Raw genomic sequence first — 16,121 nt, 5'->3', positions numbered from 1 at the left:
TGTTATAGAACATTTATTATATTATTTGCACAATATGCCATAATTAAGTATTATTTGCCCAGTATGCCATAATTTAAGTAATGACATGTTTAAAAAATTTTTAATTTTAGTCGCAATACTGACTTCTTTCTTCTTTGGATGCAGAGCTTTTTCTATGGCAGACGCTAGAAAACCAAACCAATATCTTTATGGCGTAACAATTGACTCCATTTTGGATTTACCGAGTATTTTAAATTCTTTAGAAAATCTTAATGACATGACTGTCAGGATTGTATTTGATGAGTATATGCCTCCTGAATACTATAAAACTGCGGTCAATCTAATCCATCAAAAATCTAAAATTATGGGCGAACTATTGGATTCAGCATCGGTTAAAGAGTACACAGTAGAGGAATACAAGGAAAGAGCGGATCAATATATAGTCGAACTGAAAAATGTGGATATATGGGAGGTGGGCAATGAGGTCAATGGCGAATGGTTAGGTCCTAAAAATGATGTGGTGGCTAAAATCACCACGGCATATTCTATTGCGAAATCTCATAATAAAGTCACTGCACTTACTTTATTTTATAATGAACATGAAGATGTTCCTACCCACAACAAAATGTTCACCTGGGCAAACACCAATATTCCAGAGGATATGAAAAAAGGGTTGGATTATGTTCTTGTGAGTTATTATCCCAATGACCTGAATTCCGAACCCGATTGGCCCAAAGTATTTAACCGGTTGCATGCCTTATTTCCAAATGCCCATTTAGGATTTGGAGAAGTAGGAACCAGCGATGAATCAAAAAAATCGGAGTTTATACAATATTTTTACAACTTAAAAATTAATGAACCCTATTATATCGGGGGATATTTTTGGTGGTACTATATTCAAGATATGATTCCCCACACTCGGTTTTTACACTCAGAACTTTATTCAGCCATTGAAAAAGCGCGTTCATCAGTCGCATTGGCCTAATATTGGTTCTAATTCTATAGGCTCTGGACGTTTGGGTTTAAAATGCGATGTCTGCCAATCTTTCAAATCCACAAATTCATAGCCCAAATCTTGTATGCCCTTGATGAGTCGTTCAATTTCACTGGTATCGCCCTCGGAATTGCCAAGCCCACCTTTTTCTTTAGGCCATAGAAGTATGGGATGTATATAAAATGATGCCCAAGCATCGCGAAGTACCTTATTACGTTTTGCATTCTGTAAAATGGTATCTATCGTATACAAGGATTTCTCTTTCTCTGCAAACAATGCAACATAGTTTAAATTTTCTGGTATGAGACGAACATTATAATAATCCCCATAGATGACATAGGGAAAATGCGCTGCATTAATATAATCAGAATTATCCGTGGTGATTTTAAAAGAACCAAGAGCCTGCCGCCGTTGATTATTGGTTGCGGCATTTATCTTCCCTTGATCGAGAGTTAAATCAATGGGTAATGGGTTTAAATGACATATCTTGGAAACCCAATAAGATCCTCTTCCTACACTCCAAACAAATAAATCTCCAAATAACGCGATATCCAGTGCGGAAGCCTCGTAATGGGGGGTTAACCATGCTGAAATAGTTAATCCTGCATCTTGAATTAAAGCGGCGCCCTTTTCTAATCTGGGTAAAATAAAATTGACAGAGTCCCCTGGGATCGGACCATTATTCACTTTGTCCCAAAATTCATAATCTTCAGCAGTGACCCCACTGTATGGATTTTTGATTGAACCAAATTGATGAGTCACTCCATGCATTAAAATATTTGCTCCTCTCGACACACTGTATTTTAAAGCATCAATGAACCAGGGTCTTCTATTCATCGCCACATAATGCCCTTGGTTATATACGCGTAAAGGATCGGAATAGATAGGTATTAAAGAAATGGCGTAGGGAGTTTTTAATCGAGCAAACATATTTGCAAGCGTTTTAATAAATGAAAGATTCGTAGCAGCACTAACGTCTTCAACTCTGACAAGTGCATAGTGTTTACCATTGTCTTCGGGCTGTTCGTTTAATACATCAAAAAGTATGTCCGCGAATATTTGATAGCGGTCGCTTTCGGTAATGTATCCAAAGGGAATATCCGCAACGTACCACCAATTTTTATGATGCAATATATATGGAAGTTTTGACTTATTGACCGAATGAATAGCCCATGAAACAACATATTGATTTGTCTGTTCATCAATTGGCTGTAATCCGATGATCTCACTGGCCGCTAAGAATTGTTTGTGATCTTTATCATAGGCCCCGAATTTTTCAAAGGTTTCACCTTTATAAGTAAAAAACTTGTAATAACCTGGCAGTTTATTCGCATCAAAACTACGTTCATCAATATCGTATGATTTATCAAATGTGACATTCCAAAGTTTCTCTAGATTATCATCCCCTAATCCCCAGACATTATAATTCATCCAGACTACCGATTTATCTGTAGCAGCAAAATCTTCATAAAAGGATTTTGGAATGAATTTATCCGCTGAGTAATAAGAGCCCACATAGAATGTAGCTTGGCAGCGGTTGATTTCATTTTTTTTGTAAAGATGAATAGGGGATACATATTGCTGATATTGTGGAAAATGACCGAGTAAATTTTGAAGATTAATGGCATCCAGACGACTCTCAATATAGACTGGTTTCGAATTTGGGACTTGATCATAATAGATATTGATACACTTGGTGTCAGCTGCCCACGATGCAACAGATACAAGAATGCCTAAAGGCAGGTGAGTCAATTGTGCTATAAGCTTCATCGCTTGAAATCCCTTTTATCTAAAATATTTATAAATCAATCATAATTGATCATTCAAAACAAATACGACTTTTTGGTTCGGGGCCTTATTATAAATTAGTTCATTTCTGATCTTATAATTCCCTGGATTGCTAATTGCTACTGTTAAAACTTTTCCATCGTAATCTATAGGGAATAATTTATTACTTAACATCCAGTTGTAATCTTCAGAAGATAAGAAGTCTAATTTGTCTTTACTTAAAATACGTTCTGCTGGCGCTGTGACTATCGATAAATGATATTGTCGAGCCAGGGCTTCAATCACTTGTCTCGCTGACACATGTTTATTTCTTTCTAGGATGACCCCTAATGACTCTCCGGTTAGGTCTTGCTCTATAAGCGCTTTCTCCAAATCTTTAGGATCAATCATTCTTTCTTGAAGCAATATGTCCCCGAGTTTCCTCCTGTAATTTATCAATTGATTGGATTCGGGGAATCTATTGGTTGTTTTTTCCCATTTCACATTTTTTTTGTTTGTACGTTCTGGTTTCCGGCTTTTAAAAAATACGCGGTATGCGCGAATGATGGAATTCAAATTAATCACATTGGAGTATATCGTTCTGGGGATGCTCAATATTGCTGGAATCAAGCCATAAACGCGATAGGAGGCAATAGCGCGCTGCATTAGCCGTTCTATCATAAATAAAGTACAAATGATGATTAAAGTCCAAACCCAGGGTTGAGCATTTAAAAAATAACCTAAAGTGGTCACATCTGGATCGACATACAAATTATAGAAATAAATAAAAATCCAATAGAGCAGTACAATATATCCAAAACCATTGATAAAATTACTAATAAGAGCTTTTCTATCATGCATGAGTAACACTTTCATCCACATGGAACCCTGCCAGCCGCTCTCTTTCCACTGCTGGAGAGCAATCCCATAAGACCATCTTCCCTTTTGTTTTATTGCTGCAGAATATTGTTTAGGAAATAGGCCATAGGTTGCAACATATTCACGTACTATTTTTGGTCTAGGTTTTCCAAAACCAAGCCAGGAATTTACCTTTTTCACCCGGTCTACATGTTGGACCAGGAAAATTTCATTCGCACCAAGCAGGCTCAGCCGATAAGCCATATCATAATCTTCCACCAGGGATTTATCATTAAATGGCCGTCCCTCATACTTATCGGCCAGGAGTTTAACTGCCCTTGCACCAAGCGCTGTACCCACGCCTGCGGATGGGACAAACCCGAAGAAAGCTTCCCGGATAATCAGCTCTTTGGTATGAATTTCGGCAAACTCATCAGCATAGGTCCAGTGGGTCATATATTTGGAACTGAGAGGTAATGGGAATATGGGTACTTGCACCATATCTTTTTTTGGAATTAAATAATTATAAAGTTTTAAGGAAAGAGGATGGATTACATCTTCAACATCATGTAATACAAAAATCTCATATTTGATATGGAATTTCTTTTCCCGTTCTAACATAAAGTGATAAACAGAGTTTAAATTATCGGCTTTGGAAGTCGGTCCAGGATGCGGAGATACCACTAAAAACAAGTTGTTGTATTTTTTTTGGATTTTTTCAACTTCTTGGATGGTTGCAACATCATTGGGATAGGCGCCTACAAATACGTCATAGTTACCGTAATCAATGTCTTCAAGGTTGTAATTGAGCATATCACCTATGATTAGAGACTCCATCCAGCATGGGATGAGTAACGCAGCCTTTTTTTCGGGAATCGCTGCCAAATCTTGATAGTCTAGTTTTTTATATCGTCGCGTTTTATGTTTCCGGTATGCAAATCGAATCCAGTAAGCAAAGTCCAGCAATAAATCATCAAGACCTGAGAGTGTAAATAATATCGATAAAATGATAAGCGCATACCACATTATGATATTTAGGTGTTCAATCAATATGGAGTCTATCAAATTACAATCCTCAAAGTTTATGAAATTTTAAAAATTAATGTATCCTTCTACCATTGCATAACTCGAATTATAAATAGATCCATATGGATTCGGTTGTGGCGAATTCACAGGGAAATAATAACCTCTGGTCAATTCCAGACGAAGGTGCACTCCTATTAAATTATAGGGAACAATATCAAGTCCGGGTCCAGTTTCTATAGCATTATTGAAAAAATATTGTTCTGTATCAAAATATCCGTTGATTTTCCAATAGGCACCTATGCTTGAATATTTATATTGGAGAAACCTAAATCCTTCCCTTAAAGTGACTTGGCCAATGGCATCATGAAATCGGGAATAGTAAGAGAAATCCCCATAGAAATTTCCTTCATGTTTGATAGAAAAGGTTAACTTATCAAAATAGTCTGGATCAGCGCCCCACTCTTGATAGTAATCAAGACCACCCCTTAAATCATATTGGGTACTCGTCTCACGAAAATAGGGATCAGGAATGATATTATAGGCTTCACCCACTTCAAGATAAGCATATAATGGAATTTTCTTAAAAGGATAAAACCGGAAACCTACGTCTCCTGCAACATAATTGTCTGCATAAATTGATGGAAGTGCCCCGGCACCAGATTGGCTGTCCTGCGCATGATAAATGGTACCATATATTTGGAGCCGTTCATCTGGCAGAATATTTTTGCCAATCCGAAATTGAGTGTAGGTAATATAGTCATTAAATCTAGGTAAATAATAAGGGGAGAAATAGATATCCGCAAAATAGGGGTCCGGTAGGATTTTAGTTTGCGAACCTGCCAGACTGACCATATCCCTTTTAGATTGAACGCTCAGTTTATGATCCGGTGAAGCGGATGCTTCTTTAAATTTATAGAATGCTTTCTTATTTTGTCCTAAATCCTGATAGATATTTCCCAGTTGGGATTTTATCTCATAATTTTTTGGTGCTAATTGCTCCGCAATTAAGAAATGATTTAAAGCTTCTTCATTCTTTTTCTCGTCGATTAATACATAACCCATTTCTTCTTGCGCTTCCAAATTTTTGGGTTCTTTTTGTAAAAATTTGCTCAATACCTTTTTTGCTAAGGCAGGGTGCGTCTCTTTCAAGCTATAATAGGTATCCATGTCGATAAGATTATCCATGGCCTTTTTTGCTTCGTCGCGTGTCTTTCGATCCGGCGAAAATAGAACTTCCCTAAATTTAAGATAGGCTTTACCCGGTTGATCGGTATCCTGATAGATATAACCTAATTGCGCTTTTATCGCGTAGTCTTTAGGAGCTAACTTTTCAGCTGTTAAAAAATATGGCAAAGCCTCCCTTTCTTTTTCCTGGTCTATTAAAAAATAACCCATTTCTTTTTGGGCAGTTAAATTTTTTGGATTTTTGTTAATAAATAACTGTAGGTCTAAACGTGCTAATTTAGGATCTGTTTTCTGAAAATCATAAAAAATGTCCAAATTACTTATTTGGGACATCGCTTTTTTGGCTTTTTCTTGAATTTTACGGCTACGAGATGAGGATGCTTTATTGTATTGTGAAAAAGCTTTGCTGTTTTCTCCTAAATCCTGATAAATATTACCCACTTTTAATTTAATGGAATAATCATTAGGAAGTAATCGTTCGGCTGCGAGTAAATGCTTGAGATCCTCACTTTTGCTACTTTTATCATCATCGTCTTTACTGCTGTCTACAGATTTTTTATTTTTTGCTGGATCAACATCTCCCACTGGTTCTACATTCTTTGGAATATCTGGAACGTTTTTAAGGTTATTTTTGGGAAAATTTTGATCGACAGCTTCTGCAAGTTTGGTATTCTTTTTCGAAGGTTTATAACTGATATGAGCACTTGAATCTTCTAGGCTTGAGGCAAGGATAGTTGAAGGCGAAATAATTAAGGGTAGTGTAATAACTATAAAACCTTTAGGAAGCTTCATTGAATATCCTTTTCGAACGTTCATGATAGTAAATAATGAATCGTACCATTTATATATTGACCCTACAAATAAAGCACATAGTAAATAAAGGCACTAAAATCAAAGTAGTGTAGACTAAACCTATTGAATGTTAAAGTGCCAAGATCTTGTATTTTTATGACTTTTTATTGTTTTTTATTGGCCTACCCTAAAAGCTTATTTATAAGTGAAACCATTTTTCAACCTGTTGTCAACATACCACAAGAAATACCTGTTACTGTTTTTCTTAGAAGGTTTAAGTCTTTTCTTTTCATGGCTTCAATTTGGATGAGGTTTAAAGGGTGAACCAGGGTAGATCTTAATTGAATACTTTCTCCAAGCCAGGGTTGATGGAAACAAAAATCCTGTTCCCCCGTTACTTCATAAAAGAATAAAGTGGTCGCGTCTAGTTCTGATTGAAAAGGTTTAAGATATTCATTTGAACCAGTGAGTTGGTACAGATATTGTTCCCAAATAGGAAGATATATTTTAGATAAAGTAACTCCTAGTTGTTTTACAAAAGCTGCGAAAAGAGCATTTTCCTGATAGAGCTCTTTAAGTCTTTTCTTTCCATGCTCATCAAGCTCAATCCAGGAAGAACCAATACCCCACCAGGTAGGGAAGAGAAGCCGGGTTTGGGTCCAGCATAATATCCAGGGTATTGCCCGAAGTTTTCTTTGCTCAACAGCTGATTTTCGTTTTGTCGGACGCGATCCAATCTTCAAATCAGTTAAAAAATGATAGGGTGAGGCCTGTTCTATCGTGGGCCAAAACCATTCGCTTTGTATCAGGGCCTTATATTTCTCGCTGACTTTGGTAGAGAACGACAGTAATTCTTCTGGGTAATCTTCTTCAGAATGCGTTGTTTTGTGTGAATATATATCAAGAAATTTATCTATTTGGCTTTTGAGAATGGATCGTGAACCAAAAAGTCTTGCCACCATTTCCCCTTGTATGGTGGCCTTATAATTAGTCATCATTTCCTTGGACCATGCTGCAGTTTGTTCTTTAATATCCCCGCCTCCTCGTTCAATACTACCCCCTGAGCCATGGAAAAAGAGGGGTTTCAGCTTCTTTTGTTCCAGGGTAGACTGGATACTTCTTAAACTTTTTGCAATCATTAGGCGGGAAGGAAAGACGCCATTTTCTTTAGATGAATCAGAATATCCCAGCATCACCTCATAGGTTCCATTCCACTGTTTCAGATGCTTTTGTTGAATGTCTTCAGTGATGGATTCATTTAAAATGGCATCAGCACTGGTGAGCGCCACTTGATTTTCAAACAGAGGCACAACAGGCAGAGCGTACTCTTTAAAAATTTTTTTGACCAGTTTAATGCCATTTCGAATATCTTCAGCAGATTCAACCATGCTGAGAATAAAACCGCGAATATAATTCCTGGGATCTGTCCCACTGGTAATGACGGAAACTTTCTCCAACATTTTAATGATCGTGGTTTTATTAAAATTTATTAAGCTCTCTTTGACGACACTTGAATCTTCGCGAAGTTCAATGGGGATCACCAAGGCAGGGTAGAGCTGAAAAATACTTGAGATAAACGAGAATTGTTCCAATTCAAAATTTAAAAAATTTAAAACATCCATTTGAATTGATGCTAATTCTTTTTGGAAAGCAGATACTGATTCATAATCTTTAGGTTTAATTTTTCTAAGGTTGTGGGCTCGTTTCAAAAGAAGGTTGATTTGATTTAACAATAGGTTGTTTCTAGTTAATGCAGTGGAGAGTTTAATCGTTTCTAATATTTCTTTTAGTCGATCTTGAATGTAAACAATAAAAAAAGATCGCGAAAGCTCAAGACTCTTAACCATTATTTTTTCATTCACACCGGAATGCCCATCTTTATCCCCTCCAACCCAGGTACGCAATTGAATAGGAATGCCTTTGTTTAAAAAAAGATGATAGAGTTTGATATTGAGCGGATTGAGCGCATATTGGTAGATGTAGCGCGCTTCGTCTTCGACACTGGGTTTTTTTTGATAGGAAATATTGATTTGCAGCGAAATTTTAAGCATTTGATCAAGCTGGGATTCATTCATTAAATAGGGCGCTTTAAGAACCTCAACGAGATATTCACCAATGGCTTTAAAAAGTATTAAAAATTCGTGGGTACGAGCTTCAGTTGGATGTGCTGTCAAGACATAATGGATGCCTTGGGGCTTATCGGCATAGACTTTTTTTTCCCTTTGATTAATGCGAAAAATGCGGTAGGCATTTTCACAGGCATTGATGAGTTCCATCATTAAAGAAAATCCATGGGCAATTTGATAAAGCTGCTTTCTATCGAGCTTTGAAAGTTCTATTTGAAGCTGAGTCAGCGCTTTTCTTAATGCCGATGTATCACAACCAATGGTGTTGTGCATTGAAAGTCTAATGTGCTCAATCCGCTCATAGGTTTCTTTTCCATAGACTTCTGCAATGGCTTGACCCAGACGCGAAAGTGACCAGGAAATCATGCGGCTGAGTTCTCTTGGCAGGTGGGAGATATTTTGGTCCATCGAAAACTCCGAATTCATGAGCTGGCGATCTAAAAGTCCATTTTTTTGGATCACCTTCCGCTGGTGATCTAATCCAAATTTAGCAGACACCGAATCATCCTTATAAGCTTAATTAATTCATTCTAGTGCAATTAAAGCAATTGCATCAATGGATTTTAAATTTGAATTGGTTTTTAAAACAGAGAGTTGGTGAGTTGAGCTCAGACTCTTTGTTATTTTATCCCAATATAAATGGCTATTTCTTCAGGGCTTTCATAAATTTCAAAATCGGTCCGATAAATTCGCTGATGCCCACGTGTTTCTTCAAAGTAAGTCCAGATTTGTTTCCAAGTTTCAATGACGGTAGCGGGCATCGAACCGTTGCCTCTAAACACAAGATATTGACCTGATTCAACAGTGACAGATTGTAATTTTGCATTGAATACATCTGATTGAATACCCACAGTCACAGTATAAAGTCCATTCACATCCGATTCATAGTCTGAATAAACCGCAAATGTATTGGTTTGGGACGCAATGTCACTGGAATAAAATTGTTGCCATAGTTTTGGTAGTTTCGCTGTTTTGTCGTGGAACTCATCGCAATTTTTAGTTCGAGTCTGAAGTCCCGTTACTATAAAACGTTCTACGTGCTGGATTGTAGGTGATGTGGATAACATAAAGTGCACTCCTATTAGTTATATAAAGGAGATAGTGTAATGTTTTAGCATGACAGTTTATGACAGCAGTGTCGATGGATTTAGATACTGTGGTTTTGATAATACATGAATTGAAAATACGATAAGGTGAAAGAGGTGTTCAAGTGACACAGTTTAAGAGGACAGGCAACATTCTTGAACTCATTTCAAGAATGTTGCTGAATTTGTCGAGATAATGCCGGTGTGTTAATCTAAACCGGGACTTAAGGTGGATTTAGAGGAGGGTTGATTCTTCTTATCATCATGGGTCTTAAAAAAAGATGTAGAAGATCGGCTCATTTTTTTGATTTCTTTAATGACCACCCCTTCTGAAAATGAAAGATTTTTAAAACTAGATTTATTTTTATCCTCTTTTTTGCCAAAGAATTTTTCTAATAAACTGAGGCTTTTTTCCTTGGCAGGACTTTGTTGCAGGGTGTGCCGATGTGTTGGGCGGGGGGATTGAGGTGGGCTATACACAGTGGGTTCGCTAATGGTCTCAGTTCGTTCTCTGCTCAATGAGTAAGAAAGTACCTCGTTATCATCCGATTTATCAAAAAATCGAACACTATCCCTTTTTGTACCACATAAAATAGACAGTTCTTTACATTGTTTTCTGATTTGTTTATTTCCTATAGCACTTAATAACCTTATTGTTTTCGAGTATTCTTGCGAATTAACCGCATCTTTGCGTTTTGTAAGGCACATTGTAATGTCTTCTAATATTCCCCGGGCTGCAATTTCCAAGACCAATTTTCCTTTACTGGAAGGATCATCCATTAATTGCGTCACAAATATCCGCAGCGCAGTTTGCAGTTTGGATTCATTGACCCCTTCACCAAGATTTCGGTATCCTTTTGATTGTCTTGCCCCATGAATATTCGCAGCAAAATTCCTTATTTCTTCGTCTTGTTTAAATCCTTTTTTCATTTGTGCTATTTGAATGCAGCGAGTACCCAGATTTTTTTCCAGAGTTTTCATTTCATCATTAAAATCAAAATAAATGGTTCCTTTTTCTGGGTTAGTTTCTGAACCTAAAAATTGATCGAGACTGTTCCATGAGTTGTTAATTATGGTAGTAAATACCGCTACTTTCGCAGTGAGAAGATTCCTTCTTTCTAATATTTCATCTTGTTCCAATTCACTTGAAGCACTGGCTAAATCCTCAGTAATTAATTTGTTTTGTTTGCTTAACCAACTTTGTTGTATTCTGTAAATAACGGCACTGGCGATTTGATCATGTATTTTTTGAATTTCTTTTTTTATCTCTTCTTCTGTTGCGCCTTCAGTTCCTGCCTTAACCCGTTCTGCTATTAACTGTACTTGCTTTGTCCAGAAGATTTGCCATACTTCATTTTGTTCGATCGGCTCGAAGAAAAATCTATAGAAAGTTTCTTTAGTTTGAGTGAGGTTCATTTCATTCACGCGAGGCTTCCATTGATTGAAAAGTTCGCCAAATGTTTCGATGACTTTGTCCTCGCATAATACCTCGAGTAACTGTGTCGGTTCCTTTATTTGTATATTCCCCATAGAGGGTGTGAAAAATAATCGCCCATTTAAGTTGCTAAAAAGTTCGCCCACATCTTTACCCCCTATGGCGGTATTTATCAGAGCCTCAGATACATGCTCTAAATATTCAACTATCATTTCAGCAGCCATTTTCATGCAAGGACCTCACTTTTCATTCATGTTGTGATATAGTTGATGGCATAGTATCATTTTTTTTCACCAAAAGGCAGCAGTAGTTGCTTTAAATCCAACCACAAGCAAACCTATTCATTTGATTTAAATTATGGTACCAAAGTATAGAAAAACTAGCCTTTTTTTAAACATCCTATTACTCTAAAATGCAGGCAAAAAATGTTATATCAAATGAAGAAAATTAAAGGAGAGTCAGGATGAAATGTTCCGCTAAAGTTGCCATAGTACTTATACCCATTTGTTTTTTTAGTTTATCAACAGTCCACGCCATGCAATTTAATATCCATGGTAAGGAAGCAAAAAAGCTTTACAATGAACTCACCGGTCCTAAAGTTCAAGAAGAAGGGGCTGCGGGACATTTGTATCGCAAGGGAAAAAGCATTCTTTGCCGGTATACTAATGCCGATATGAGCAAAAATGGTAAAGAAGTTCCTAAAAAATCCGCTTATCGTTATGCATGTTCAATCCATTTTAACCATAATGGTTTCGCTTCACCAGGACATAATCCCCAATAGGATGCAGCAAAGGATTGCCCAGTTTCAGGAAAACGGGCAATCAAAAATTATTAAAGATAGAGAAGGATGAACGGATTCAGCTAAGATTTAATCTCTATATCCCCAATCTTCTTCTCATCATTTTCTACGGTGTCTGCTTCTATACGAGTTTCGCTTAAATGGGCACGCGTGCGCTCAGCATTAATCCCAAATCTTTGGGCTAAGGATGAATAACGCATTTCTTCTTGAGAAGTATTTTCAATCGAATGATCAAGAGATAAAGTAAATACATCGGCATATTCTAAATAAGTATCATTTTGTTTTACAACAAGCAGGTTTTGTTTAGGATTAAAGCAAACGTGATACATATATTGATGTTCTTCGTTTGGCGATAATACCTCAGGCATCTCGATGGATGGGGTGATTACTTTAAGAGAAACGATATTTCCGGGTACACGTTTGCGTAACAACTCCTCATTGAAATATCCTTTCTTATCGACAACGATAACCTCCAATTGAGTGTTTTTATCAATACCCATATTTTTATCAGAGTATTGAGGTTGTAAGTCAATGTAGGCATTTTTTACAGGAAAATCTGAAATTGGATTTTTTCCATGTATCGATCCAGGAGATACATGTAATAACCAAAACCTATTGGTTGCGATATCCCGAATCAATACATTATGGCAGTTCGTAATACGTACGGACATTAGTTTGGGTTCAAACCCCTCAACTTCCTTTTTAGTCGCTTTCCAGGGAGAATCCATTTCTTGAGCGGAATTAGGGGGTTGTAATTGATAATACGATGAATTGGCAGGATCATATTGCACGCATTGATCAGTTCCCACCGAAATATAGTCAAAACGTTTATTAGAATGGACTATGCTGACGTTTATCGAAGAGTCTTCATAATAGGTATTGTATTTGGCGAATTGGACTAACATTTTATCCATTGTTTTAATAATGGGTACTCTCATGCCTATAATTCTCGAGAATAGAGGACTTTGTTCCGAGTTCCCTGTGGCCAACAAGCAATAATAGGATTCATAAATCTCGGTAAGTGTTTTATTTCGCTCCTTATCAAGATCTTCCCCTTCAAAATCTTCCCCATCACGTTCCAGCATTTGAGCCTTTAGTTTATTATTCGAAAGTTTCGCAGACAGAACTGCTAAATCGTAGGAATTCATGCTTTCCAGTCCCTTCATCTTTTCAGCGACTGCTTCCTGGAATACATTGCGAACACAAGAGATAAGACTGTTAACATCTTGCCGTTCCATGAATCCAAAATATCGGATCAGGTCAGTGACAGGATGTTGCATGGCAAGGGCTAAAATTAAATCATAATTAATTTGTTCGTTTGTGAGTAATTTTTCTATTTCACCCAGCATGTCCTGAGCAAAAGGAATCTCCCGACGATATTTGTTCAATATTTTCGAAAGTAAAATCAGGTGCTCTTTCGTCAATTGCTGTCTCCGGTAAGATCTGAAGTCTAAGTTTCTTTGTGTATAAAAATTATACACAATTGATCTTAAGGAAATATTAGTAGGACGATAGATGGAAAACGGAAACATAAAAGAATAGGATTGCTTTTGGATTTCCAACTCAACCCTATGTTTTGCATGCATATTATGAATGCTAGCATTAGTCATACTAAACCAAGATAATTAGGCTGGGAAAGATAGGTATTTGCTAAAAAAAACTGATTACTGAGAATAAGATTTCTGACTTAAAAAATTATTTAATGATTCTTCTGCTTCTTCATATGTTTCTGACCATTCATCAACGATACTGTCTACTTGTCTTTGCTCTTTTTTTAACTCTTCATCATATTGTTTCATTTCTCTTTCGATGTCCCCTTCCGGATCAGAGCTTCGAAGAGCAGCTTTTTTGGCTAATCTTAATTTTTCATCTCTCTGAAAAGGCTGATAAAAACAAAAGTTACCATATCTAAATTCTTTTGCTAATCCTTGGTTTAATTGATGATATTCTTTGAGCAATTCTTCCTGGTTTTTCATGAGGTATTCAAATCGAAAAATTCCTTTTTTAATTTCTCTTATTCTTTGTTCTTCACTATAAAGATCAATTCGATTTGGATTATATAAAATGGTCCATTTGATCCCGTTCGCTATTAATAACAAATTAGTCAGTAAATAATTTGTTCGAAGATTCACATCATAATATAAATGTAAAATTTCCAATTCATGGGTTAGTTTATCAATAGCTTTTATTTTTTCTTGAACAGTCATGGCTTTTTTGATTTCTTCATTATAAGTGTTTACAGCATTCAATGCATATTCGTAAGCCAACTTTGGTTCTGGAGTGAGTATGTAAACGGGTTCTCCATTTTTAATATTTTGATAAATATTACGAGCGAGATCTTCTAATTGTTCCTCATTAAAATCTTTAATGTTCATACTGGTCTCTGAAGAAGTCTCACCAGCACAGGCCAGTGCATTTTTTCTGGCATTTTCTATGACATCGAGGAACTCTTCTCTATTTTCAAATATTAATTTAGAGGGGCTCCCCAGCATGAATCCTTCTGGACTGTTGTCTTTTTGAATGCGAACGAGTAATTCTATTATTCCTTCTACCGTTGCAGTGTCTTTGAAAATTGGAAACCCGTTATAGATAGTACGATATTCTTTAAGGGCAGGACCCTCAGCTTCCATTTGCACCAATCCTTTACTGAGCTGAAGATGCAAACTGTTTATTAACTCAAGTGTTAGAGTGGTTTTGAGCTTTGGATCAGTATATAGGTCTAAAATAGTCGTCGTCGTATCGAACAAATTCTTAACACATCGGCGTTCTCTAAATTCATAATCAATCCAGTTCTCCTTACAATGATGGAATAATTCATAATCAACAAATAATAAATAGCGAAGTTTAGGGGGGATCTCTAAAATATCTTTTAGAATAGACTGGGTTTTAAATCGTTCTTCTTCCGCATCGCTCTCATAAGATATTTGTTCTTCTTCCTGTTTTTCATGTGATACGGCATCTAACTCGGCGCGGGTAATGATGATTCCATTAGTATGCGTTATTGATTCTAGTCCGTTTATAAATTCTTCCTGGGTTAAATCTTCACCTGAACTTCGATAATCTATCTTAATTTTAGCAATACCGGCATGGTAGTATTTATGGTGTTGGCCATGTCGCTGCAATTCCATTCCTGATTTTTTAAATAATTTTCTAGAGGCATCCGCAGCACTTTTGAAATCGGGATAAACTGTGACCCGTTTTCCTAAAATTTTCTCGTCCTCAGAAAAAGCAATATCGGCAATACTCTCTATTGTTTCTCCAGTTCTTAATAATCTGGGAAAGTCATTTATAAGGACATAAACATACTTATTTTTTAGAGTGCTTTTCGCTTCCATATGTTTGTCCTCATATTTGAAATAAAAGTAACGTTCTAATGTTTATAATTATAGTGCATTTATAAATCAATTTAGGTGTTAATTATTCAACTATCAGGAACAGCTTGAATGGTGCCAGGGTGATTCCACGTCACTGAAATAAGGAATTTTTTATTGCTTTTTAGATAGAAACCCAGGTTAGCTGATGATGATTTATTAGAGGAACTTAACCTTGATTTCGCAGCGCTTCATCAAGGTCAAGCTTATTATCTTGAGCTTGGGATATTTTAATTTATCAATTTTAATGGTGAATCAGGCCAGAATGTAAGAATGGCATGGTAGGGGTTATAGTTGCTGCTGTGTGTCCTGATCTGTCTTTATAACCACATATCCAACTGTCTTGGCCATCCATGTTAAAAGCCTCAGGGCCTGACAGGAAAGACAATGAGTTGATAGCACGCAGTGCTTGTTGTTTTGCATCTGATTCATCAGTTGCTCTAAAGGCGCCAATAACAAAAGTCCATTTATCAGTAGTATTATAATTATTTGATTGTACTGCTCCATACCATTGGCCATCTTCTTTTATCATGTCACTGACACCGATGGCTTTCAAGGCAGATACAGAGGGACAAGCATTTGGCTTTGGGGGTAGCGCGCCAAAACTGAATTGAGATAATGAGAGCAATAACACTGCATTCATAACTTGTAATTTCATTATTTTTCCTTAAAAAATTAAAATTCTAAATCCATAAATTATTCAG

At 36.6% G+C, this 16,121-nt stretch carries 11 protein-coding genes; 2 read left to right on the top strand and 9 right to left on the bottom strand.

Translation table 11 applies throughout. From position 1 onward, the window contains the following. The first annotated feature begins 85 nt into the window (after positions 1 to 85). Entirely contained in the window at positions 86 to 964 is an 879-nt protein-coding gene (locus BU07_RS0100895; RefSeq protein ID WP_133134444.1) for a hypothetical protein, read from the top strand. On the opposite strand, the gene BU07_RS0100890 is transcribed toward BU07_RS0100895, so the two are convergent. The 6 genes from BU07_RS0100890 to BU07_RS0100865 all read right to left on the bottom strand — a co-directional run bounded on the left by BU07_RS0100890 (position 947) and on the right by BU07_RS0100865 (position 11,477). Then, a complete protein-coding gene (locus BU07_RS0100890; RefSeq protein ID WP_031562717.1) occupies positions 947 to 2,743 on the bottom strand; it encodes a DUF2334 domain-containing protein in 1,797 nt (598 codons plus the stop codon). The two genes, BU07_RS0100895 and BU07_RS0100890, sit on opposite strands and share 18 nt — an antisense overlap. A 39-nt stretch (positions 2,744 to 2,782) precedes the next feature. Continuing rightward, on the bottom strand, positions 2,783 to 4,663 hold the full coding sequence (locus BU07_RS0100885) for a glycosyl transferase family protein (RefSeq protein ID WP_133134443.1): 1,881 nt from the start codon (positions 4,661 to 4,663) through the stop codon (positions 2,783 to 2,785). Between the two features lie 27 nt (positions 4,664 to 4,690). Further along, positions 4,691 to 6,601 (bottom strand): tetratricopeptide repeat protein, encoded by a 1,911-nt coding sequence (locus BU07_RS0100880; RefSeq protein WP_031562713.1) that lies wholly within the window; start codon positions 6,599 to 6,601, stop codon positions 4,691 to 4,693. Positions 6,602 to 6,819: 218 nt separating this feature from the next. Then, positions 6,820 to 9,135 carry a phosphoenolpyruvate carboxylase gene (locus BU07_RS0100875; protein ID WP_031562711.1) on the bottom strand — a complete coding sequence of 772 codons (2,316 nt, stop codon included), beginning with the start codon at positions 9,133 to 9,135 and terminating at the stop codon, positions 6,820 to 6,822. Between the two features lie 212 nt (positions 9,136 to 9,347). Beyond that, positions 9,348 to 9,794: a GyrI-like domain-containing protein gene (locus BU07_RS0100870; protein WP_031562709.1), complete on the bottom strand. Its 447-nt coding sequence runs from the start codon at positions 9,792 to 9,794 to the stop codon at positions 9,348 to 9,350. A 225-nt stretch (positions 9,795 to 10,019) separates the two neighbouring features. Continuing rightward, the gene (locus BU07_RS0100865) at positions 10,020 to 11,477 is read right to left on the bottom strand and encodes a hypothetical protein (RefSeq protein ID WP_031562707.1); all 1,458 of its coding nucleotides are present in this window, start codon (positions 11,475 to 11,477) and stop codon (positions 10,020 to 10,022) included. Between the two features lie 233 nt (positions 11,478 to 11,710). On the opposite strand from BU07_RS0100865, the gene BU07_RS0100860 reads away from it, so the two are divergent. Then, positions 11,711 to 12,028 (top strand): hypothetical protein, encoded by a 318-nt coding sequence (locus BU07_RS0100860; RefSeq protein ID WP_031562704.1) that lies wholly within the window; start codon positions 11,711 to 11,713, stop codon positions 12,026 to 12,028. Positions 12,029 to 12,108: 80 nt separating this feature from the next. On the opposite strand, the gene BU07_RS0100855 is transcribed toward BU07_RS0100860, so the two are convergent. From BU07_RS0100855 to BU07_RS0100845, 3 genes are all read right to left on the bottom strand, one after another. Next, positions 12,109 to 13,470 carry a hypothetical protein gene (locus BU07_RS0100855; RefSeq protein WP_133134442.1) on the bottom strand — a complete coding sequence of 454 codons (1,362 nt, stop codon included), beginning with the start codon at positions 13,468 to 13,470 and terminating at the stop codon, positions 12,109 to 12,111. Positions 13,471 to 13,710: 240 nt separating this feature from the next. Further along, on the bottom strand, positions 13,711 to 15,381 hold the full coding sequence (locus tag BU07_RS0100850; protein ID WP_031562700.1) for a hypothetical protein: 1,671 nt from the start codon (positions 15,379 to 15,381) through the stop codon (positions 13,711 to 13,713). 280 nt (positions 15,382 to 15,661) lie between these two features. Continuing rightward, the gene (locus tag BU07_RS0100845; RefSeq protein ID WP_031562698.1) at positions 15,662 to 16,075 is read right to left on the bottom strand and encodes a DUF4949 domain-containing protein; all 414 of its coding nucleotides are present in this window, start codon (positions 16,073 to 16,075) and stop codon (positions 15,662 to 15,664) included. Positions 16,076 to 16,121: the final 46 nt, after the last annotated feature.

The sequence above is a fragment of the Legionella wadsworthii DSM 21896 = ATCC 33877 genome (assembly GCF_000701265.1).
Lineage (GTDB): Bacteria > Pseudomonadota > Gammaproteobacteria > Legionellales > Legionellaceae > Legionella > Legionella wadsworthii.
This window is presented reverse-complemented; position numbering and strand designations above follow the sequence as displayed.